The sequence below is a fragment of the Flavobacterium sp. 38-13 genome, assembly GCF_001899155.1.
Lineage (GTDB): Bacteria > Bacteroidota > Bacteroidia > Flavobacteriales > Flavobacteriaceae > Flavobacterium > Flavobacterium lindanitolerans.
In genome coordinates, this window is the sequence record NZ_MKVG01000016.1 from 153,316 (window position 1) to 174,842 (window position 21,527).

At 38.7% G+C, this 21,527-nt stretch carries 19 protein-coding genes and 1 tRNA gene; 17 read left to right on the forward strand and 3 right to left on the reverse strand.

Annotated elements, in window-relative coordinates; translation table 11 throughout:
- Positions 1 to 124: 124 nt before the first annotated feature.
- The 9 genes from BGO88_RS11185 to BGO88_RS11225 all read left to right on the forward strand — a co-directional run bounded on the left by BGO88_RS11185 (position 125) and on the right by BGO88_RS11225 (position 11,458).
- The gene (locus BGO88_RS11185) at positions 125 to 1,471 is read left to right on the forward strand and encodes an MFS transporter (protein ID WP_286706930.1); all 1,347 of its coding nucleotides are present in this window, start codon (positions 125 to 127) and stop codon (positions 1,469 to 1,471) included.
- A 4-nt stretch (positions 1,472 to 1,475) separates the two neighbouring features.
- Positions 1,476 to 2,132, forward strand: coding sequence for a beta-phosphoglucomutase (gene pgmB, locus BGO88_RS11190; RefSeq protein ID WP_286706931.1), 657 nt, complete (start codon positions 1,476 to 1,478; stop codon positions 2,130 to 2,132).
- 1 nt (position 2,133) lies between these two features.
- A complete protein-coding gene (mdxK, locus tag BGO88_RS11195) occupies positions 2,134 to 4,443 on the forward strand; it encodes a maltose phosphorylase MdxK (RefSeq protein ID WP_286706932.1) in 2,310 nt (769 codons plus the stop codon).
- Positions 4,444 to 4,503: 60 nt separating this feature from the next.
- Positions 4,504 to 6,348: a glycoside hydrolase family 13 protein gene (locus BGO88_RS11200; protein ID WP_286706933.1), complete on the forward strand. Its 1,845-nt coding sequence runs from the start codon at positions 4,504 to 4,506 to the stop codon at positions 6,346 to 6,348.
- Between the two features lie 162 nt (positions 6,349 to 6,510).
- Positions 6,511 to 6,888 (forward strand): GxxExxY protein, encoded by a 378-nt coding sequence (locus BGO88_RS11205; RefSeq protein ID WP_273238008.1) that lies wholly within the window; start codon positions 6,511 to 6,513, stop codon positions 6,886 to 6,888.
- A gap of 42 nt (positions 6,889 to 6,930) precedes the next feature.
- Entirely contained in the window at positions 6,931 to 8,367 is a 1,437-nt protein-coding gene (locus BGO88_RS11210) for an alpha-amylase family glycosyl hydrolase (RefSeq protein ID WP_286706934.1), read from the forward strand.
- A gap of 78 nt (positions 8,368 to 8,445) precedes the next feature.
- The gene (locus tag BGO88_RS11215) at positions 8,446 to 9,312 is read left to right on the forward strand and encodes a cupin-like domain-containing protein (protein ID WP_056072108.1); all 867 of its coding nucleotides are present in this window, start codon (positions 8,446 to 8,448) and stop codon (positions 9,310 to 9,312) included.
- Between the two features lie 236 nt (positions 9,313 to 9,548).
- Positions 9,549 to 10,235, forward strand: coding sequence for a glycerophosphodiester phosphodiesterase (locus BGO88_RS11220; RefSeq protein ID WP_286706935.1), 687 nt, complete (start codon positions 9,549 to 9,551; stop codon positions 10,233 to 10,235).
- The gene (locus BGO88_RS11225; RefSeq protein WP_286706936.1) at positions 10,232 to 11,458 is read left to right on the forward strand and encodes a BaiN/RdsA family NAD(P)/FAD-dependent oxidoreductase; all 1,227 of its coding nucleotides are present in this window, start codon (positions 10,232 to 10,234) and stop codon (positions 11,456 to 11,458) included. The genes BGO88_RS11220 and BGO88_RS11225 overlap by 4 nt, the downstream gene beginning before the upstream one ends.
- 17 nt (positions 11,459 to 11,475) lie before the next feature.
- On the opposite strand, the gene BGO88_RS11230 is transcribed toward BGO88_RS11225, so the two are convergent.
- Positions 11,476 to 11,955, reverse strand: coding sequence for a TspO/MBR family protein (locus tag BGO88_RS11230; protein WP_286706937.1), 480 nt, complete (start codon positions 11,953 to 11,955; stop codon positions 11,476 to 11,478).
- Between the two features lie 97 nt (positions 11,956 to 12,052).
- Here BGO88_RS11230 and BGO88_RS11235 point away from each other — a divergent pair, with 97 nt between their 5' ends.
- The 5 genes from BGO88_RS11235 (at position 12,053) to BGO88_RS11255 (ending at position 16,555) form a co-directional block, all read left to right on the forward strand.
- Positions 12,053 to 13,135 carry a diphosphomevalonate decarboxylase gene (locus BGO88_RS11235; protein ID WP_286706938.1) on the forward strand — a complete coding sequence of 361 codons (1,083 nt, stop codon included), beginning with the start codon at positions 12,053 to 12,055 and terminating at the stop codon, positions 13,133 to 13,135.
- Positions 13,136 to 13,159: 24 nt separating this feature from the next.
- Positions 13,160 to 14,098: a mevalonate kinase family protein gene (locus tag BGO88_RS11240; protein ID WP_101470748.1), complete on the forward strand. Its 939-nt coding sequence runs from the start codon at positions 13,160 to 13,162 to the stop codon at positions 14,096 to 14,098.
- 89 nt (positions 14,099 to 14,187) lie between these two features.
- Complete coding sequence (locus BGO88_RS11245; RefSeq protein WP_101470749.1) at positions 14,188 to 15,147, forward strand: geranylgeranylglycerol-phosphate geranylgeranyltransferase; 960 nt, start codon at positions 14,188 to 14,190, stop codon at positions 15,145 to 15,147.
- A gap of 62 nt (positions 15,148 to 15,209) precedes the next feature.
- Entirely contained in the window at positions 15,210 to 16,121 is a 912-nt protein-coding gene (locus tag BGO88_RS11250) for a pseudouridine synthase (protein ID WP_101470750.1), read from the forward strand.
- A gap of 71 nt (positions 16,122 to 16,192) precedes the next feature.
- Positions 16,193 to 16,555 (forward strand): nuclear transport factor 2 family protein, encoded by a 363-nt coding sequence (locus tag BGO88_RS11255; protein WP_056072088.1) that lies wholly within the window; start codon positions 16,193 to 16,195, stop codon positions 16,553 to 16,555.
- 38 nt (positions 16,556 to 16,593) lie between these two features.
- Here the strand turns inward: BGO88_RS11255 and BGO88_RS11260 are convergent, their stop codons facing one another.
- Together BGO88_RS11260 and BGO88_RS11265 are read right to left on the reverse strand one after the other, a co-directional pair.
- A complete protein-coding gene (locus tag BGO88_RS11260) occupies positions 16,594 to 18,735 on the reverse strand; it encodes a M3 family metallopeptidase (RefSeq protein WP_286706939.1) in 2,142 nt (713 codons plus the stop codon).
- Positions 18,736 to 18,920: 185 nt separating this feature from the next.
- Positions 18,921 to 19,002: transfer RNA gene (locus BGO88_RS11265), tRNA-Leu, on the reverse strand.
- A gap of 139 nt (positions 19,003 to 19,141) precedes the next feature.
- Here BGO88_RS11265 and BGO88_RS11270 point away from each other — a divergent pair.
- The 3 genes from BGO88_RS11270 to BGO88_RS11280 all read left to right on the forward strand — a co-directional run bounded on the left by BGO88_RS11270 (position 19,142) and on the right by BGO88_RS11280 (position 21,522).
- A complete protein-coding gene (locus BGO88_RS11270) occupies positions 19,142 to 20,530 on the forward strand; it encodes a dipeptidase (protein WP_101470753.1) in 1,389 nt (462 codons plus the stop codon).
- 4 nt (positions 20,531 to 20,534) lie between these two features.
- The gene (locus BGO88_RS11275) at positions 20,535 to 20,963 is read left to right on the forward strand and encodes an energy transducer TonB (RefSeq protein ID WP_286706940.1); all 429 of its coding nucleotides are present in this window, start codon (positions 20,535 to 20,537) and stop codon (positions 20,961 to 20,963) included.
- Between the two features lie 178 nt (positions 20,964 to 21,141).
- Entirely contained in the window at positions 21,142 to 21,522 is a 381-nt protein-coding gene (locus BGO88_RS11280; RefSeq protein ID WP_286706941.1) for a toxin-antitoxin system YwqK family antitoxin, read from the forward strand.
- Positions 21,523 to 21,527: the final 5 nt, after the last annotated feature.

Sequence of the window (21,527 nt, forward strand, 5' to 3'; positions counted from 1 at the left end):
TTTCGGGTATAAAAAAATTATATATTTGTAACGATTATCAATGCTTATATTTTTACTTCGAACGAAAGATTAAGTCTTGATAAGCCATTAACGCTTATCGTATATCAATCAATAAATTACGATAATGAAAAAGCGTAAATTAAGTTTTCTGGATATCTGGAACATGAGTTTTGGCTATCTGGGAATACAAATGGGATTTGCCCTGCAAAATGCAAATGCCAGCAGAATTCTACAAATCTTCGGCGCCGACGTACACAGCCTGTCATGGTTTTGGATTGTTGCCCCACTAATGGGATTGATTGTCCAGCCAATTATAGGCCACTATAGCGACAGAACCTGGACACGTTTTGGCAGAAGAAAACCTTATTTTTTAATCGGTTCGGTTTTGGCAGCACTGGGATTAATACTCATGCCACAATCTGCGTTGCTCACTGCTTTTATGCCTGCTCTTTGGGTAGGTGCCGGAATGCTCATGATTATGGATGCTTCATTCAACATTGCAATGGAGCCTTTCCGTGCCTTAGTAGCCGACCTGCTTCCTGCCGACCAGAGAACATTGGGTTTTAGCGTGCAAACTGCCCTGATAGGGTTTGGTGCCGTAATAGGTTCGTGGCTTCCATATGCCTTAAACAAATGGTTTGGAGTTTCCAGTGAAGCTCAACCGGGTGAAGTTCCTTATCATTTAATCCTATCCTTTATTATTGGTGCCGCCGTTTTGGTTGGAGCCGTATTATGGACCATTTCTACTACCAAAGAGTACTCGCCGGAAGAACTGGAAGCTTTTGATAAGGCAGAAGGAATCGTCCATGAGGAAGAAGAAAAAGGAAGCCTGTTGAATATTTTCAGTGACTTTGGAAACATGCCTCAAACCATGAGACAACTCGGATGGGTACAATTCTTTTCCTGGTTTGCGTTATTTGGAATGTGGGTTTTTACGACTCCGGCAATAGCACACCATATCTATGGACTTCCGTTAGAAGACACGCACAGTAAAACCTATCAGGAAGCTGGCGACTGGGTGGGAATCATCTTTGGGGTTTACAATGCCGTTTCGGCTGTCTTTGCCTTCTTTTTACCCGCAATCGCTAAAAAAATAGGACGAAAATCTACACATGCTTTTTCATTAATCGTGGGAGGAATCGGGCTGATTTCAGTCTATTTTGCACCAAGCCCAAACTGGCTAATCGTCTCAATGATTGGAGTTGGTATTGCATGGGCAAGCATTCTTGCTATGCCTTATGCCATCCTTTCAGGCTCTATTCCGGCCAAAAAGATGGGTGTCTACATGGGAATTTTTAATTTCTTCATTGTAGTTCCCCAAATCATCAACGCCATCATTGGCGGACCTATCGTTAAATACATTTATGGCGGTAACCCAATCTATGCCATTGTAACCAGCGGAGTCGCTTTCATTATCGCTTCCTTTTTTGTGTTGCGGGTAAAAGATACTGACGACACCGTAAAACAATAAACCATTGAAAACAAAAGCATTTATATTCGATTTAGACGGAGTAATCGTCGATACCGCCAAATATCATTATCTGGCCTGGCAAAAAATAGCTAACCAGCTGGGTATTGAATTTACTCCGGAACACAATGAAGAACTAAAAGGGGTAAGTCGTGTACGCTCATTAGAACTTATACTTCAATTAGGAAAAATAGAAGCGAGTCAGGAAGACAAAGACAAATGGCTTACACAAAAAAATGAGGATTACCTGTCTTATCTGGTAGATATGGATGATAGCGAATTGTTGGCGGGAGTACTGCCAGTTCTGCATTATCTGAAAGAAAGAAAACAACTGATTGCTTTGGGCTCTGCCAGCAAAAATGCCAGACCAATTCTGGAAAAAACAGGCATTATCCACTATTTTGATGCTATAGTCGATGGCAATGATGTTTCCAATGCCAAACCCGACCCGGAAGTTTTCCTTAGGGCAGCAGAATTATTAAAAACCGCTCCTGAAAATGCTATCGTTTTTGAAGATTCTGTAGCCGGCATACAGGCCGCTAACATTGCAAATATGACAAGCGTAGGAATCGGAGAAGCAAAAATTCTGCACGAAGCCGATTATATTTTCCCTGACTTTACCCATATAGAAACAAATTTCATAGAAACTTTAGTGAATAAATAAAATGAATCAAGATTATATAGTACCAAATAATTGGTCAATCATAGAAGAAGGATTTGATGCAGAAAGAATAAAATCTTCCGAAAGTTTATTTAGTATTGGAAACGGTGCCATGGGACAGCGTGCCAATTTCGAAGAAAGCTATTCCGGAGAAACTTTTCAGGGAAGCTATATTGCCGGAATCTACTATCCGGACAAAACAAAAGTGGGTTGGTGGAAAAATGGCTATCCGGAATATTTTGCCAAAGTACTCAACGCACCCAACTGGATAGGAATAGACATTGAAATTAATGGTGAAAACCTCGATTTAAATACCTGCACCGAAGTCAGGAATTTCGAGCGCGAATTAAATATGAAAGAAGGATGGTACCACCGTTCTTTTGAAGCCACATTAAAAAACGGAACCCAAATAAAAGTAGATGTTCGTCGTTTCCTTTCGCTCAATTCTGATGAATTAGGTGTTATTAATTATGAAATTACACCATTAAATAAAGACGCAAAAATCGTTTACAAACCTTACATTGACGCAGGAGTAAAAAATGAGGATGCCAACTGGGAAGAAAAATTCTGGGAACCGCTGGAAACAAAACATTCCGGCAATGAAGCCTTTGTTGTTGCCAGAACATTCAAGACCCATTTTAATGTGGCCACCTACATGTCAAACAGCATCTTTTTAAATGGCCAGAACCTCAACACTACTCCTGTGAATGTTGAAGCTTCTGCAGAAAAGATTCTTTTCGCCTATGAAACAGAAGCAGCTAAAGGAGAAAAATCATCCATCCAAAAATTTGGTGGCTATACGGTTTCTCTAAACCATGAGAACTCTCAATTAATTACGGCTGCCCAAAACGCCATTGCTAAGGCAAACGTAAAAGGTTATGAAACCTTATTGCAGGAACAGATTGAAGCCTGGGCAAAAATCTGGGAAATGTCAGACATCACTATCGATGGCGACGTAAAGGCACAACAAGGTATTCGTTTTAATATTTTCCAACTGAACCAAACCTATTCCGGAAAAGATTCCCGATTGAATATAGGACCAAAAGGCTTTACAGGAGAAAAATACGGAGGTTCAACCTATTGGGATACCGAAGCCTATTGCATTCCGTTTTATATGGCGACTAAAGACCAGCAGGTTGCCCGAAATTTGCTGACCTACCGATACAACCAACTGGATAAGGCAATCGAAAATGCCGAAAAATTAGGCTTTACAAACGGTGCTGCCCTTTTCCCGATGGTCACCATGAACGGAGAAGAATGCCATAACGAATGGGAAATTACCTTTGAGGAAATCCACAGAAACGGAGCTATTGCCTTTGCCATCTACAACTATCATAGATTTACAGGAGATTACACTTATATTCCTGAAAAAGGTCTGGAAGTATTAATTGCTATTGCCCGTTTTTGGCATCAGAGAGCAACGCTTTCAACCGTCAAAGACCAGTTCGTAATTTTGGGAGTTACCGGCCCGAACGAATATGAAAACAACGTAAACAATAATTTCTATACCAACTATCTGGCAAAATGGTGCATTGATTATGCTGTAGAGCAAATTGAAAAAGTACAGAAAGAATATGCTGCTGATTATTCCCGAATTGTTTCAAAAACAAAGCTGGAAGCCGGAGAAATAATCAATTGGAAAAAAGTTGCCGATAAAATGTACCTTCCATATTCTGAAGAACACGACGTTTATCTGCAACAGGACGGATTCCTGGACAAGGAACTGGTTAAAGTTCATGATTTGGATAAAAGCCAAAGGCCTATCAACCAAAAATGGTCATGGGACAGAATCCTGCGTTCTCCATACATCAAACAGGCTGACGTTTTACAAGGATTTTATTTCTTTGAAGATCATTTCTCAAAAGAGCAATTGGAAAGGCATTTCGATTTTTATGAGCCTTTTACAGTACATGAATCTTCGCTTTCTCCTTGTGTGCACTCCATTCAGGCAGCCACTTTAGGACGCATGGAACAGGCCTATACGTTCTACTTAAGAACTTCGCGTCTGGACCTTGACGATTATAACAAAGAAGTGGAGGAAGGTTGCCATATTACAAGTATGGCCGGAACCTGGATGAGCATTGTTGAAGGTTTTGGAGGTTTGCGTGTCAAAAATGACACCTTGCATTTTGAACCAAAAATCCCGGAGCAATGGCAAGGCTATTCCTTCAAAATCAATTTCAGAAATCAGATATTGCAAGTTTTCGTAAATGCCAGCGAAACTAAATTTACCTTAGAAGGAACTCAGGAACTCACCGTTTATGTCAACGGAAAAGCAGTACTTGTAGAACCCAATACTTTGGTAACCGTATAAATACCACCACCCAACCCTTTCAGAGGTAAATGCTCTGAAAGGGTTCTTAAAAACTAAACAATGAATTTTACAAAAAAAATAAACCTGTTAGTGCTCCTTTTATCGGTTTCGGCTTTCGCCCAAATTGATAAGATAGAGCCTCCTTTCTGGTACGCCGGAATGCATAACCCTGAACTTCAGATTATGTTTTACGGAAAAAACATAGCACAGTACGAAGCCTCCGTTTCTAACAATGTGGTTATCAAAAACGTGGTAAAAACTGAAAATCCTAACTACATTTTCATTACAATCGACACAAAAAATATTCCTGCTTCTGATTTTGTCTTTTCATTCAAAAACAAAAACAAGGTAGCCTTTACAAAAAAATATACGCTGAAAGCTAGACGTAAAAATTCGGCTCAGCGAAAAAGTTTTGATTCGTCAGACCTAATCTATCTTATCATGCCGGACCGTTTCGCCAATGGTAATCCAAACAACGATACCGATAAATCGTTGAATGAAAAAGCAGACCGCAGCCTTCCGGGAGGTCGTCATGGCGGAGATATCGAAGGAATCATAAAACACCTAGATTATTTGGAAGAATTAGGAGTAACAGCAATTTGGAGCACACCACTTTGCGAGGACAACGATAAAGTTCATTCGTACCATACCTACGGACAGTCTGATGTGTACAAAATTGACCCGCGTTATGGAACCAATGAAGAATATGTTCGCCTTTCGGCAGAATTGAAAAAACGCAACATGAAACTCATCAAGGATTATGTGACCAACCATTGGGGTGCAGAACACTGGATGTATAAAGACCTGCCTACCTATGATTGGATTCACCAATTCCCAGGGTTTTCACAATCTAATTATAGAATGACAACACAATTTGACACCAATGCTTCTGCTATTGATGCCAAAAATTGTATGGACGGATGGTTTGTTCCTTCCATGCCCGATTTGAATCAATCCAATCCGTTAGTCTTGAATTACCTGATACAAAATGCTATCTGGTGGATTGAATATGCTGATTTGGACGGATTTAGAGTCGACACCTATTCTTATAATGACAAAATCGGGATTGCAAAATGGACGAAAGCCATCACCGACGAATATCCATATTTCAATATCGTAGGTGAGGTTTGGATGCACGACCAGGCTCAGATGTCGTATTGGCAAAAAGACAGTCCAATCAGTGCCATACAGAGTTATAACTCCTACCTGCCAAGCGTTATGGATTTTACATTGCACGATGCTTTTGGAAATGTTTTCAACGAAGACAAAGCCACGTGGAATGATGGGATGATTAAGGTATACGATAATTTCGCCAATGATTTTTTATATCCTAACGTAAACAACCTTCTGACTTTTGTAGAAAACCACGATACCGGAAGATTTAACCACATCTACAAAAACGATTTCAGGAAATACCAGATGGCTATGGCGTTAATCGCTACCGTGCGCGGAATTCCGCAAATCTATTATGGTTCCGAAATAGGAATGGCGGGAGACAAAGGAAAAGGAGATGCCGATATCCGTCAGGATTTTCCGGGTGGATGGACAGGTGATAAAAACAACGCTTTCACCAAAGCCGGAAGAACGGAAGAGCAAGCTAAGTTTTTTGACTTCTCTTCAAAATTATTCCAATGGAGAAAAGGGAAATCCGTTATCCATTCCGGTAAAATGACACATTACATCCCGGAGGATAATGTGTATGTTTATTTCAGATATAATGACAATGAAACCGTGATGGTAATCATCAACAATGCTGCTCAGCCAAAAACATTTAAGACCGTACGTTTTCAGGAAAACATCAAAGACTTTACGTCAGGAAAAGATGTGCTGACAGGAAAATCTATTAATGTAAAAGAAGGTATAAGTATAGAAGAAAAATCAGTCCTGATATTGGAGTTAAAATAAATTAATCTCGCAAAGGCGCAGAGACGCAAAGTTTTCCCTTTGTTGCTTTTGGGTATTGCGAAAGGAAAGAAAGACTCTTTCAAAATGCGGAAGAACAAAATTTCATAAATTGCATATCTCTGCATAAAGAATAAACGCCATAAATAATTAATATCTGCCAAAATGAAAGAAAACGAATTATCTCGAATCATAGTTAATTTATGCTTCGAAATACACACAAAATTAGGGCCTGGTCTTTTAGAAAGTGTCTATGAAGCAATTCTAGTTTATGAACTTACAGAAATGGGGTTGAAAGTTGAAAGACAAAAATCACTACCCGTAATCTGGAATGACATAACGATGAGTATTGGTTTCAGAGCAGATATAATTGTAGAAAATTTAGTACTCATAGAAATAAAATCTGTTGCAGAGATTGCGCAGGTACATTTAAAACAAGTATTGACCTATCTAAAAATAACAGGATTAAAATTGGGGTTGCTGGTCAACTTTAACGAACCCTTAATCAAAAACGGAATCAAAAGAATAGCAAACAACTTATAATCTTTGCGTCTCTGCGACTTTGCGAGAACAAAAACGAAATCTATGAAAAAAACAATCTTATTAGCTGTAACATTAGCGGCTTTTATCAGCTGCAAAGACGACAAAAAAACGGAAAACACAACCGCTGCAAAAACAGAAACTATTGCCCCAATAACGGATGAAACAGCAGAAAATGCGGTTATTTATGAAGCCAACATTCGTCAATATTCACCAGAAGGAACTTTTAATGCTTTTACCAAAGACATTTCGGAATTGAAAAAATTGGGTGTAAAAATCATCTGGCTGATGCCTATCTATCCTATTTCGATGAAAAACAGGAAAGCTACCGGAGAACTTTCTGTAGAAGACATTAAAGACCCGAAAGAAAAGGCCAAATACTTAGGAAGTGCTTATGCCATATCAGACTATACGGCTATCAATCCGGATTACGGAACCAAAGAAGATTTCAGGAATCTGGTAAAAACAGCCCATGAAAACGGTATGTATGTCATTCTTGACTGGGTAGCAAACCACACCGGATGGGACCATAAATGGATTACGGAACATCCGGAATACTACCATAAAAATGCAAAAGGTGAAGTAACCGATCCGCTGAATCCGGAAACAGGAAAATCATGGGGTTGGACAGATGTTGCTCATTTGAATTATGCCAACAAGGAACTTCACAAAGCCATGGAAAACGAAATGTTATATTGGGTAAAAGAAGAAAACATCGACGGTTTCCGTTGTGATGTTGCAGACAATGTTCCTGCCGAATTCTGGCAAAAAGCAATTCCTGAACTGCGAAAAGTGAAACCTGTATTCATGCTGATGGAATCCAACAAAAATTATCTTTTAAAAGATGGACTTTTTGATATGGGATATGGCTGGGAAGCGCACCACGTGATGAACGACATTAACAAAGGCACAAAAACAGTCAAAGACCTGGATAACGTATTTGATAAAATTGCTAAAGAATATGAGAAGAATGATTTTTTCATGAACTTCACTTCCAATCACGACGAAAATTCATGGAACGGAACCGAATATGAAAGAATGGGTGACGGCGTAGAAGCTTTTACGGCACTAACCTACCTGATGCCGGGAATGCCGCTTATCTATACAGGTCAGGAATACGACCTGAAACACCGATTGAAATTCTTCGAAAAAGACTCAATCCCTAAAATAAAGGCAAAAATGTTCCCTATCTATGAAAAATTGGGTGAATTAAAAAATAACAATATTGCCTTGAATGGCGGTAAAAATGCGGCTTCTTTCAAACGTTTGGCAACTTCAAACGATACGAATGTTCTTGCTTTTGAAAGAGAAAAAGAAAATCAGAAAGTTTTCTTTATTGGAAACCTATCTAAAAAAGACCAGCAATTCACGGCTCCGGTTGAAGGCACATTTACCAATTATATGACCGGCGAGAAAATAACATTGGCAAAAGACCAGAAATTCAGTTTCAAGCCTTGGCAATATTATATTTTGGTTAAATAAAAAAGTAATAATTATTATTTAGAATGTTTAAAAATGCTAATTTAGTGGTTCCGTAGAAACAACTTAGCATTTTTAAACATGGCCTTTGAATATATAGAAATAGAAAGGGTTGAAAGACTTACAAAGAAAGAGTTTATCGAAAACTATTATAAGCCTCAAAAACCTGTAGTAATTACAAATCAGATTGAAGACTGGCCCGCTTTTTCCAAATGGAATTTCAAATTTCTCAGAGAAGTAGCCGGCGATAAGACAGTTCCTCTTTATGACAGCAGGAAAACGGATTATACTAAAAAAGTAAACGAGCCGGATTTCAAAATGACCATGTCGGAATATATCGACATTCTGGAAAAAGGCCCAACCGATTTGCGTATTTTTCTATACAATCTGATGAAAGATGTGCCTTCTTTGAAAGCGGATATGAGATGGCCCCAGTTAGGACTTCGATTGATAAAAAGCCTTCCTTTAGTTTTCTTTGGAGGCGAAGACGCCAAAGTCTTTATGCATTACGATATCGATTTCCCTAATATTTTCCATATCCATTTTGAAGGAAAAAAACAATGCGTTCTCGTTGACCCAAAAGAAACGAAATACATGTACAGACTTCCTTATTCCTGGATTTGCAATGAAGATATTGATTTCGACAACCCCGATTTTGAAAAATTTCCGGCACTCAAAATGGTAAAGCCATACATCACCAATCTGCAACATGGCGAAATGCTTTATATGCCTGAAGGTTGGTGGCATTATATGAAATACCTAACGCCTGGCTTTTCGTTAAGTTTGCGTTCATTGGCAGGAAGACCAACTAACCTGCTCAAAGGTTTGGCGAACGTTGCCGTCATACGTCATTATGACAACTGGATGCGAAAACGCAAAGGGCAAGCCTGGCTGGATTATAAAGATGCCGAAGCAATACGCAGAACCAACGAACTGCTGAAAAAATAATAAAATGCCCTGTATCACACAGGGCATTTCTTTTTTTAAGACACAGGAAATACATTCTCAATCAGCACAATTTCCTTTATAAACTTTGCGGCTCTGCGCCTTTGCGAGCAATTATTTTCACACAAAGGTGCAGAGTCACAAAGCATGGGATATAGATAACTTAAATTTTCCTATAATGGCTTAAACTTTTGTCAGGCATATCCAAAAACTTTACTTTTACCAATTAAAAGTCAGTCTTGAAAAAAATACTCAATATCGGACATCGTGGTGCCAAAGGCCATGAACCTGAAAACACGCTTCCTTCATTCCAAAAAGCTTTCGACCTGCATGCTGACGGAATCGAATTGGATGTCCATAGCTGCAAGACTGGTGAACTGGTCGTTATCCATGATTTTACGGCAGACCGTACCACTAATGGTTCCGGTGCCATTTCTGAGTTGACACTTTCCGAAATAAAAGCATTGCGCATTAACGGACATATTGAAGTCCCCACTTTAGAAGAAGTGATTGAATTAGCCGGTAAAAACTGCCTTATCAATATTGAACTAAAAGGCCGTCATACGGCAAAACCCATTTCGCATCTTATTGAAAAGTATATTCTTGAAAATGACTACAGCTACGAAAACTTTATCATTTCCAGCTTTCAAAGGGAAGAACTCGAAATGATGCACATCATCAATCCGAAAATACATTTGGGTGTATTGTCACAAGCAAGCGTAGCACAAGCCTTGGAATGGGCCACTGCTTTTTCTGCCAAAGCAATACATCCCCATTTCAGCCTCCTGACAGAAGAAAACGTACAGCAGGCACAAAAACAGGGTTTCAAAGTCTACACCTGGACAGTTAATGAAATTGAGGATATTGAGAGAGTAAAAACGTATAATGTTGATGGAATCATTACCGATTTCCCGGAAAAAATATGAGCACTAATTTCGACATAATCATCGTTGGCGGAGGAGCCGGAGGTTTTTTTACAGCCATAAACTGTGCGGAGAAAAATCCGAAATTGAAAATCGCTATATTGGAACGCGGCAAGGAAGTCCTGACAAAAGTCCGTATTTCCGGTGGCGGACGATGCAATGTAACACACGCCTGTTTTGTTCCGAATGAATTGGTAAAGTTTTATCCGCGTGGTGAAAAAGAACTTCGTGGTCCGTTTCACCAATTTTGTTCGGGTGATACCATTGAGTGGTTTGAAAAGCATGGTGTTGAATTAAAAATTGAAGATGACGGCCGCATGTTTCCCGTTTCCAATTCCTCGCAAACTATTATCGACTGCTTTACGGCTGCCACAAAAAAATTAGGAATTCAGGTCTTGACAGGGCAAAGCGTACAATCCATCTACAAATCAAATGCAGATGAAGGGAATTTTTGGAAAATCGAAACTCAAAACCAACAGTATTTCTGCGAAAAATTAGTACTGGCCACCGGAAGCAATCCAAAAATGTGGGAGATGCTTCAGGAATTCGGACATACTATTGTAAGTCCGGTACCATCCCTGTTTACATTTAATATAAAAGACCCACGCATCAAAGAGCTGCCTGGCGTTTCAGCACAAGTTTCCGTAAAAGTTAAAGATACCAAACTGACTTCTACAGGCCCCTTACTCGTAACACATTGGGGAATGAGCGGCCCTGCTATCTTAAAACTATCAGCCTGGGGAGCACGAATCTTATTTGAGAAAAACTATCAGTTCACCATTTTTGTCAATTGGCTTAACGATGTCGATACTGAAGAAGCCGAATCTATTTTAAAAGAATTGAAACTGGAACATTCCAAAAAAGCAGTCTCGAAAAAATCGCCTTTTGATTTTCCAAACCGCTTATGGGAAAGTCTGGTTTTGGCTTCAGGAATTTATGAAGAGACGAAATGGGCCGATTTATCCAAAAACCAATTACAGAATCTGGCCAATCAATTGACAAAAGCACAATTCCAGGTCAATGGAAAAAGTACTTTTAAAGAAGAATTTGTTACAGCCGGAGGAATTGACCTTAAAGAAATCAATTTCAAAACAATGGAAAGCAAAATCTATCCCAATTTATTCTTTGCGGGAGAAATTACCAATATTGATGCAATCACCGGCGGATTTAATTTTCAAAATGCCTGGACCAGTGGATTTATTGTAGCAAACTCTATTAGCCAATAGCAGTGTAAAACAACCCTTTATTGGTTCAGCCACCAGATACTGGCATTCAACACCATGGCAAAACCTACCCAAGACAAATATGGGATAAACAGATAGCCTGCAAACCGGTTGATTTTGGCGAATTTAGCATAGGTTTCATAAATCATCAGCCAAAGCAGCACAATTTCAAACAACGCAAGCAATGGATTTTTGAGTCCAAAGAACAAATACGACCACAAGGCATTTAATGCTAATTGGATAGCAAAAAACAGCATCCCCTTTTTGACTTCTTCTTTCCGGGGAGAATCAATTTCATGCCAAACCAGTCCGCCTGCAATTCCCATTATAACGTAAAGAATAGTCCAGACAGGAGCAAAAATCCAATTGGGCGGATTAAAAACTGGTTTTTCGATCAAAGGATACCAGCTTTCTACTGCCGGTCTTGTTACCAGACTTGAAAAATAACCTACTGCGAGACAGGTTGCTGTCAAAACTAAAATTCGCGTGTATCTGTTCATTTTTGCTTTTTTAACAAATTTAGTTATTTTCACAGATTAGCCCTAATGCAGACTGCGATTTGGGCAAAAAAAGTATCTTTGCACAAATTCATAAATTATGATTTCGGAAAAGGATTTTATTCCGTCAGAATATACCCGTTCAATAGAAAAAGGAAATTTCAAATGGAGCGCACCAAGCAATATCGCTCTGGTAAAATATTGGGGGAAAAAGGACAACCAGATTCCTGCCAATCCATCAATAAGTTTTACGCTCAACAATTGCAAAACCATTACCTCACTGGCTTTTGAAAAAAGAAAGCCGGATGGAGACTTTTCATTTGATTTACTGTTTGAAGGAAAACCAAAAGAAGATTTCAAACCTAAAATCCGGAAGTTCTTCGAAAGAATTGAATCCTACCTGCCGTTTCTTAAAGAATATCATTTCACTATCAACTCAGAAAATACGTTTCCACATAGTTCAGGAATTGCTTCTTCTGCATCGGGAATGGCAGCTCTTGCTGTAAACCTGATGAGTATTGAAAAGGAATTGAATCCTGAAATGACAGAAGATTACTTCAATCAAAAAGCTTCTTTCCTGGCAAGATTAGGTTCAGGTAGTGCTTGCCGAAGTGTAAAAGGAAATATTGTTATTTGGGGAAATCATAAAGAAACCGAAGGAAGTTCAGATTTATTTGGGGTAGAGTTCTCTCGCAATATCCATCCTATTTTTAAAAACTATCAGGATACTATATTATTAGTTGACAAAGGTGAAAAACAGGTATCAAGCACGGTTGGGCATGACCTGATGCACAATCATCCGTATGCCGAAAAACGATTTGAGCAGGCACATATAAACCTGTCTAAAATAAAAACACTATTGGAATCCGGCGATTTGCAGGAATTCATCCGGATAGTAGAAAGTGAGGCCTTAACCTTGCATGCGATGATGCTGACTTCTATGCCGTATTATATACTGATGAAACCTAATACGCTGGAAATCATAAACCGTATCTGGAAATTTAGAAATGAAACCAATATTCCGGTTTGTTTTACGTTAGATGCAGGAGCCAATGTCCATATTCTGTATCCCGAAAACGTTAGAGAAGAAGTTTTAGAATTAATTAAGAATGAATTAGTTGGCTTTTGCCAAAACTCGCAATATATTTGCGATGAAATTGGATTTGGCGCAAAAAAATTGTAATTTTAACAAAATTCAAGAGCAGACATGAAAGGACCATTATTTTACTCCAAAATATTACTCTTCGGTGAACACGCTATTAACAAAGGTTCCCGGGGTTTGTCCATTCCCTATAATTTTTTCAATGGCGGACTGAAAGTAGATAACAATCTTTCGGATGAAGCCCAAAAATCCAATGCCAGCCTGAAACGCTTCGTGGCTTATCTTGAGACCATGCAGCAGGAAAATCCGGAATTGGTGACATTTAATATTGAACTGCTAAAGCGCAATGTTGAAGCCGGAATGTATTTTGATTCCAGTATTCCGCAAGGTTACGGAATCGGAAGCAGCGGTGCTTTAGTTGCTGCCGTTTATGACCAGTATGCCGAAAACAAAATCACGGTTCTGGAAAACCTGACACGTGAAAAGCTGCTGAAACTGAAGCAGATTTTCTCAAAAATGGAATCTTTTTTCCATGGTACGAGCTCCGGACTGGACCCGTTAAACAGCTATTTGAGCATTCCTATATTAATCAATTCACACGACAATATTGAAGCTACCGGAATTCCTACCCAAAGTCTGGAAGGAAAAGGAGCCGTATTTTTATTGGATTCCGGAATGGTAAAAGAAACTGCTCCAATGGTAAGCATTTTCATGGAAAGCCTGAAAGACAAAGGCTTTAGGGCTATGGTGAAAAACCAGTTCGTAAAATACACTGATGCCAGCATTGATGATTTCCTTCATGGTGATATCAAATCATTGCTTTCCAATACAAAAAAGCTTTCCAAAGTTGTCCTGAACAATTTCAAGCCAATGATTCCGGAGCAATTCCACGGAATCTGGCAAAAAGGATTGGATTCAAATGATTACTACCTGAAATTATGCGGTTCAGGCGGAGGAGGCTATATCCTTGGATTTACGCACGATTATGAAAAAGCAAAAGAAGCACTGAAAGATTATAAATTAGAAGTAGTCTATCAGTTTTAACCAAAACTCCCAATCAAGCAGCAAAAACAAACAAGCCGTCAGGATATGGCATAGTATTTTTTACCTTAAACTTAAATAGCGCACCTGAAATGTTAAGCAGAAAAAACAAACTTCTAGTAATGAAAATTATCAGTTTGTTTTCTGTAGTACGCGGCTATAATATTCCTGTCATTGTTCTTGCCCAGTATCTTTCAGCTATATTTATATTGGCTCCGGAAAACACAAGAGCCTTAGATGTTATTCTGGATTTTAACCTCTTTATCCTTGTTCTGGTCTCCAGTTTCTGTATTGCGTCAGGCTATATCATCAATAACTTTTATGATGCACAGAAAGATTTAATCAACAGGCCTAACAAATCCATGCTGGACAGATTGGTAAGTCAGAAAACCAAGCTATACGTCTATTTCGGATTAAACTTCCTGGCGGTATTCCTTGCCTATTTCGTTTCCTGGAGAGTCAGCATTTTCTATTCGTCTTATATTTTCCTGATCTGGTTCTATTCCCATAAGCTGAAAAAATATCCTATAATTGGAAATCTTACCGCCTCACTATTGGCTATCTTTCCGTTCTTCGGAATTCTTTTGTATTTCTTTAAAGGACAATATCAAGAATATGACTGGCAGAAAATAGGAATCATATTCAGCCACGCAAGCTTTCTGTTCTTACTAATCCTGATTCGGGAAATGGTTAAGGACCTCGAAAACATGAAAGGCGATTTTGTAAGCGATTACAAAACTATTCCCGTAGTATATGGTGAATCCGTATCAAAAAAAGCCATTACCGTACTCACCTTGCTAACCATTATTCCCGTCTATATTTTAGTAGATGTTTACGAAGTAGGCTATATGGTTATTTATTTCTATCTCTGCCTCATGGCGCTGATTTTTTTTCTGTTGAAACTTTGGAAATCAAATACCCGTAATGAGTTCTTAAAGCTCCACAATCTATTAAAATTCATTATTGTAGCAGGCGTTTTTTGCATCGTATTAATCGAGCCGGCCGTACTTTGGCACGGAAAGAAAATACTTTTGGCTATCAATTTTCGCTAACTTTCACTTCTATGGGCTTTTAAAGCCTCCAATTCGCTATCTTTGCACAAATTTAGACGCGAATGAACAAGAATGAAGGAGGCAACAGACGCAATGCCTCAAACCGAACAGGAGGAAAAAGCAGTTTTGGAAAATCAAAACCGCCATTGCCAAAAAGAGCCCAGGGACCTAAAAAAAATAAACCTGCTTCTTTTAAAGCTGCTGATTCAGCAAGTGAAAAAACGGATAAGAAACCAAATCAGGCTCCAAAAAGACAGAAAGCATCAGATGAAATGCGCTTGAACAAATACATCTCCAATTCCGGAGTATGTTCGCGTCGCGATGCTGATATCTACATAAAATCCGGAAACGTAAAGGTAAACGGAGTTACCGTTACCGAAATGGGATATCTTGTCAAAGCTACTGATGTAGTAAATTTTGACGGTGCCTTACTAACTCCGGAAAAGAAAGAATACATCCTCCTAAACAAGCCGAAAAACTTCACAACCTCTTTAGACGAAGGTTTTGAACACAGAAATGTTTCGGAACTGGTTAGAGGCGCCACAAAATCTGTCTTGTCGCCTGTAGGCCGCATGGATAAAAACACAACAGGCCTGCTATTGTTTACCAACGATACAGACATGATTCGAAAATTCACGATTCCAAATCAAAAATCGTCAAAAATCTATCAGGTATCCTTAGATAAAAACCTGAAGTTTGAGGATTTGGAAAAAATCGGAAAAGGCATGATGATAGAAAACCATCGTGTCAATGTTGAGGAAATCAGCTATATTGACGACGAACCAAAAAGCGAAATCGGGCTAAAACTACGCACAGCCAATGTAAAAGTAGTACGCCATATTTTCGAACACCTGGGTTATGATGTTCTTAGAATTGACCGTGTCGTATTTGCCGGACTTACCAAGAAAAACCTACCGAGAGGAAATTGGAGATTCCTGACAGAACAGGAAATTATCAATTTGAAAAATATATAATGCATCAAAGTCCCAAAATCAAGTTTGGGACTTTTTGTTTTTGTAGCTTTGCTCTTCTATTAAAAAACACTATGACACCTGAAATATTGCAATCTATCGCATTTAAATGGTTTGATGCGTTCAACTCACACCAACTTGAAAAACTTTTAGACCTGTATGACGACGAAGCAAAACATTTCAGTCCGAAGTTAAAAATCAGGAAGCCAGAAACCAACGGATATGTAACCGGAAAACAGGCTCTTCGCGAATGGTGGAAAGATGCTTTTGAGCGTCTGCCTTCTTTGCATTATAAGGTTACTTCTCTAACAGCCAACAACGACCGTGTTTTTATGGAATACATAAGAACAGTCGATGGAGAAGACGATATGCTGGTAGCAGAAGTCCTGGAAGTAAAAAACGGAAAGATTATCGCTTCACGAGTCTATCACGGATAAAGAAAAAGCCCTTGTTGTTCAAGGGCTTTTTCTTTGTATTAACCTCTAATCTTTTTAGCAGGTTCTTCTTTTTTATCAAGTCCGCGTTTTCTTAACAGCGGCTCCACACTTGGTTCGGCTCCACGGAATCGCTTATACAAAACCATCGGGTCTTCGGTTCCTCCTTTTTCAAGTACATTTTTTCGGAATAATTTTGCCTTTTCCGGATTGAAAAGATTGGTCGTCTTAAAGGCTTCAAAAGCATCCGTATCCAAAACTCCCGACCAGATATAGCTGTAATAACCCGAAGAATAACCTCCTGAAAAAATATGGCTGAAATACGTACTTCTGTATCTTGGAATAATCGCATCGATTAGTCCGATTCTCTTCATGGAATTTTTCTCAAACGAATTGGCATCCAACTGGATTGCAGCTGTTTGTGTATGGTAATCCATATCCAGGAAAGAAGCCGCAAGATATTCTACTGTGGCAAATCCCTGGTCAAAAGTTCCTGACTTCTGTAATTTCTGAATCAGCGCATCCGGAATAACTTCTCCTGTCTTATAATGCTTTGCATACATTTTTAAAACTTCAGGCTCGGCAGCCCAGTTTTCCATAATTTGTGATGGCAACTCAACAAAATCTCTTGGCACGCTTGTACCGGCAAGGCTTTTATAGGTAACATTCGAAAGTAACCCGTGTAACGCATGCCCAAATTCGTGGAAGAAAGTAGTAACCTCATCAAATGTCAACAAGGCCGGCGTATCACCTGTTGGTTTTGTAAAATTACATACAATAGAAATCACCGGAGCTTTCCTTTGCCCGTCAACCGTTTTCTGGCTTCTGTAGGATGTCATCCAGGCACCGCCTCTTTTCGAAGCTCTTGGAAAGAAATCCATATACAGAATTCCCACATGCGTTCCGTCTGCTTCTGTAACTTCCCAAACCGTAACCTCATCATGGTATTTTGGCACGTCATTGAGTTGTTTAAACTTCAAACCGTATAGCTTTTCTGTTACCTGAAAAATACCATTCCTGGTGTTATTAAGACTAAAATAAGGTTTCAGTTCCTGCTCATCCAAATCAAAACGCTGCTTTCTGATTTTTTCGGTATAATATCTCCAGTCGTAAGGCTTTACTTTATCTTTAACTCCGTCCTTATCCATCATTTTCTGAATATCTGACGCTTCAGTCTTAGCAATCGCTAAAGCAGGTTTCCATAAATCATTCAAAAGTTTGGCTACATTCTCAGGATTTTTAGCCATTGATTCTTCCAGTACATAAGCCGCATGAGATTTATAGCCTAACAATCTTGCCTTTTCTCCCCGAAGATTGGCCAGCTTGACAGCGTTTTCTTTGTTATCGAGAGCATCATCGTGATTACCGCGCGTTTGGTAGGCATTCCATATTTCCTGACGCAGCTTTCTGTTCGAACTGTATTGAAGGAATGGCATCACACTGGAATTAGAAAGCGTAAATACCCATTTTCCCTCCTTACCTTTTGCTTTTGCGTCGTCTGCCGCCGTATTTATCAATTCCTGAGGCAGTCCGGCCAAATCTTTTTTATCTGTGATTACCAGCTCATATTTGTTAGTTTCGGCCAATATATTTTGTCCGTATTTTAAAGAGGTCATCGAAAGTTCTGCGTTTATCTTACGAAGCTTTTCTTTATCGGCAGTGGCTAAATTCGCTCCACTTCTAACAAATGCCTTATGCAGGTTTTCAAGAATTTTTGCCTGTTCGGGATTCAATCCTAAAGATTCTTTTTTATCCCAGATTGCCTTTACTCTGGCAAACAATTTTTCATTCAGGTAAATATTATCATTATGTGCCGCGAGATTTGGAGAAACCTCTTTGGCTATTTTTTGCATTTCCTCGTTGGTATTGGCTCCGTTCAGGTTAGAAAATACAATATTCACATTCGCTAATAGTTCTCCTGCATTTTCCATAGCCAATATGGTATTTTCAAAAGTGGGAGCAGCCGTATTGTTTGCAATAGCATTAATTTCGGCTTCGTGCCTTTTTATTCCTTCTAAAATAGCCGGTTTGAAATGTTCATTTTTAATCTTATCAAAAGGAGGTACTTCGTATGGCGTACTATACGGCTGAAAAAACGGATTCATATTTTGCTTGTTTTCTTGTGCTTCAATTGTCAGCATATTTCCAATAGCCAACAAAATGAAAAAGGATTTTTTTCTCATCTAAAAAATTTATTGAAGCGTAAATTTAGCACAAAATGGCTTTTTAAGCAGGCTTGAGAATGTTAATTAAACCCAAAAAATACCTTTTTATCTTATAGAGAGACAACCTTCAAAAAGAATTTGAGACTTCTGTTTAAAACAAACAAAAAAGCCTGTCTACTTGACGTAAACAGGCTAAACTTTTGTGCGGGTAATAGGACTCGAACCTACACACCTTGCGGCACCAGATCCTAAGTCTGGCGTGTCTACCAATTTCACCATACCCGCAGTAGACATTTGATCTTGACTATTGTCTCAATCGAGGTGCAAATATAGGCATAGTTTTGAACTTTCAAACAAAAAATTAAAAAAAATTAAAAATTCTTTTTTTGTATTTTTGGCAGACAACATATCAATTTTACCTTTCATGGATACTTTAAAAGATTACGTTCAGAAAAACAAAGAACGTTTCCTCAACGAACTCATTGATTTACTGAAGATTCCATCTGTCAGTGCAGATTCTGCCTATTCACAAGATGTTATCGATACCGCTAACGCTGTCAAAGCAAGCCTCGAAAAAGCAGGCTGTGATTTTGTTGAAATTTGCGACACCCCAGGATACCCTATCGTTTACGGAGAAAAAATAATTGACAAAAACCTGCCAACAGTATTGGTTTACGGGCATTATGATGTACAGCCACCAGATCCGTTGGATTTATGGACTTCGCCTCCTTTTGAACCTGTTATCAAAAAAACAGAGTTACATCCGGAAGGCGCTATCTTCGCCAGAGGTGCCTGTGACGATAAAGGACAGATGTATATGCACGTAAAGGCATTGGAATATATGGTACAAACCAATAACCTGCCATGTAACGTGAAATTCATGATTGAAGGTGAAGAAGAAGTTGGTTCGGCAAGTCTAAGCTGGTTTGTGGAAAGAAACCAGGAAAAACTTAAAAATGACGTAATCCTGATTTCTGACACAGGAATGATTTCCAATACGCAACCATCTATCACAACAGGATTACGTGGATTAAGCTATGTAGAAGTGGAAGTTACAGGGCCAAATCGCGATTTACATTCCGGATTATATGGTGGTGCAGTAGCCAACCCTATCAATGTTTTAGCCAAAATGATTGCCTCGCTTCATGATGAAAACAACCATATCACGATTCCGGGATTCTATGATAAGGTTGAAGAACTTTCTGATGCCGAAAGAGCAGAAATGGCAAAAGCGCCTTTCTCTTTAGAAGACTATAAAAAAGCGCTTGACCTTAACGACATTTATGGCGAAAAAGGCTATACAACCAATGAAAGAAACTCTATCCGTCCTACTTTAGATGTTAATGGAATCTGGGGAGGTTATACCGGTGAAGGTGCAAAAACAGTTATTGCCAGCAAAGCCTATGCTAAAATTTCGATGCGTCTGGTTCCAAATCAGGACTGGCATGAAATCACTGAACTATTCACAAAACACTTTGAGAGCATTGCACCAAGCGGCGTAAAAGTAAAAGTGAAACCACATCACGGTGGTCAGGGTTATGTGACTCCAATTGACAGCATTGGTTATCAGGCAGCAGCAAAAGCCTATAACGAAAGTTTTGGCGTACAGCCAATTCCTGTTCGTTCCGGAGGAAGTATTCCAATTGTAGCCTTGTTTGAAAAAGAATTAAAAAGCAAGACTATTTTAATGGGATTCGGCTTGGATAGCGATGCCATCCACTCGCCTAACGAACATTTTGGAGTATTCAATTATTTGAAAGGAATTGAAACAATCCCATTGTTTTATAAGTATTTTGTAGAATTGTCGAAATAAATACATGCTTAAAAAATTTCTATTTAGTGTAGTTTTCTCAATGGCTTTTACAATGGCTTGTATTGCTCAGGAAACTGAAACAGTGCAAAATCCTACATCTGTTGCTGAAAATGCAGTAGCGGTTTTTCCTAAATTCCAAGGTGGTGATCATAAATTATCGCTTAATAAATATGCGATGAAACACTATGTAATACCTAACGGTTTCCAGGGAAAAGGAGTATTGATTGTAGATTTTACAATTGACACCAAGGGCAAAGTAAAAAATATTAGAGTCATAAATGACCTTGGTTATGGATCTGCTGAATCAGCAATCAAACTTTTAAAAAAGATGCCCCGATGGACTCCTGCTTATAACGCCAAGGGAGAGCCAATAGAGTTTATAAATCAGCTAAAAATTACAATGAGTAACCTCTCACAGCCAGTTCAGCACTAACTCATTAATAAATCAAATAAAAATCCGCCCAGAAATGAGCGGATTTTTTTATTTAAAAAAAATTCATTCTACATTTGTAGAATTAAATTTTATTTCTACATTTGTAGAGTAATTACAAAACTATAGAATGAGGATTATAAAAATAACACCCTCAATTTCAGCGTTATTATTCATTTTAATGTTATCAGGTTGCAAAACCAATCGGATTCGAAACAATGAACGCGTTGGAAGATGGGTTGAATATGACACCATAGATGGTAAAATATATAAAAGCGTTGGAAGATTCCGCGACGGAATAGGGAAAGGCACCCACCGACAGTTTTCCGACAAAAAGTTAGTCCGGGAAGAAAAATATAAAAATGACATTTGCCATACTATATACTATTATGATAATGGCAAGATAATGACAGAAGGAAATACAAAAATGGTCGTAACAGATGAAGAAATCCATTGGTTTTACAACGGCGACTGGAAATTTTATGATGAAAACGGGCAGCTGTTAGGAATCAGGACCTATGAAAACGGCAATGTAATTAATGAAATAGAAATACAACAATAAAACAC

Coding starts and splice junctions, on each gene's coding strand:
- mdxK (WP_286706932.1), top strand. CDS start 2,134: ATGAATCAAGATTATATAGTACCAAATAATTGGTCAATCATAGAAGAA.
- BGO88_RS11205 (WP_273238008.1), top strand. CDS start 6,511: ATGAAAGAAAACGAATTATCTCGAATCATAGTTAATTTATGCTTCGAA.
- BGO88_RS11275 (WP_286706940.1), top strand. CDS start 20,535: ATGCTTAAAAAATTTCTATTTAGTGTAGTTTTCTCAATGGCTTTTACA.
- BGO88_RS11185 (WP_286706930.1), top strand. CDS start 125: ATGAAAAAGCGTAAATTAAGTTTTCTGGATATCTGGAACATGAGTTTT.
- BGO88_RS11240 (WP_101470748.1), top strand. CDS start 13,160: ATGAAAGGACCATTATTTTACTCCAAAATATTACTCTTCGGTGAACAC.
- BGO88_RS11230 (WP_286706937.1), bottom strand. CDS start 11,955: ATGAACAGATACACGCGAATTTTAGTTTTGACAGCAACCTGTCTCGCA.
- BGO88_RS11260 (WP_286706939.1), bottom strand. CDS start 18,735: ATGAGAAAAAAATCCTTTTTCATTTTGTTGGCTATTGGAAATATGCTG.
- BGO88_RS11255 (WP_056072088.1), top strand. CDS start 16,193: ATGACACCTGAAATATTGCAATCTATCGCATTTAAATGGTTTGATGCG.
- BGO88_RS11245 (WP_101470749.1), top strand. CDS start 14,188: ATGTTAAGCAGAAAAAACAAACTTCTAGTAATGAAAATTATCAGTTTG.
- BGO88_RS11250 (WP_101470750.1), top strand. CDS start 15,210: ATGAACAAGAATGAAGGAGGCAACAGACGCAATGCCTCAAACCGAACA.
- BGO88_RS11225 (WP_286706936.1), top strand. CDS start 10,232: ATGAGCACTAATTTCGACATAATCATCGTTGGCGGAGGAGCCGGAGGT.
- BGO88_RS11270 (WP_101470753.1), top strand. CDS start 19,142: ATGGATACTTTAAAAGATTACGTTCAGAAAAACAAAGAACGTTTCCTC.
- BGO88_RS11215 (WP_056072108.1), top strand. CDS start 8,446: ATGGCCTTTGAATATATAGAAATAGAAAGGGTTGAAAGACTTACAAAG.
- BGO88_RS11235 (WP_286706938.1), top strand. CDS start 12,053: ATGATTTCGGAAAAGGATTTTATTCCGTCAGAATATACCCGTTCAATA.
- BGO88_RS11200 (WP_286706933.1), top strand. CDS start 4,504: ATGAATTTTACAAAAAAAATAAACCTGTTAGTGCTCCTTTTATCGGTT.
- BGO88_RS11280 (WP_286706941.1), top strand. CDS start 21,142: ATGTTATCAGGTTGCAAAACCAATCGGATTCGAAACAATGAACGCGTT.
- BGO88_RS11210 (WP_286706934.1), top strand. CDS start 6,931: ATGAAAAAAACAATCTTATTAGCTGTAACATTAGCGGCTTTTATCAGC.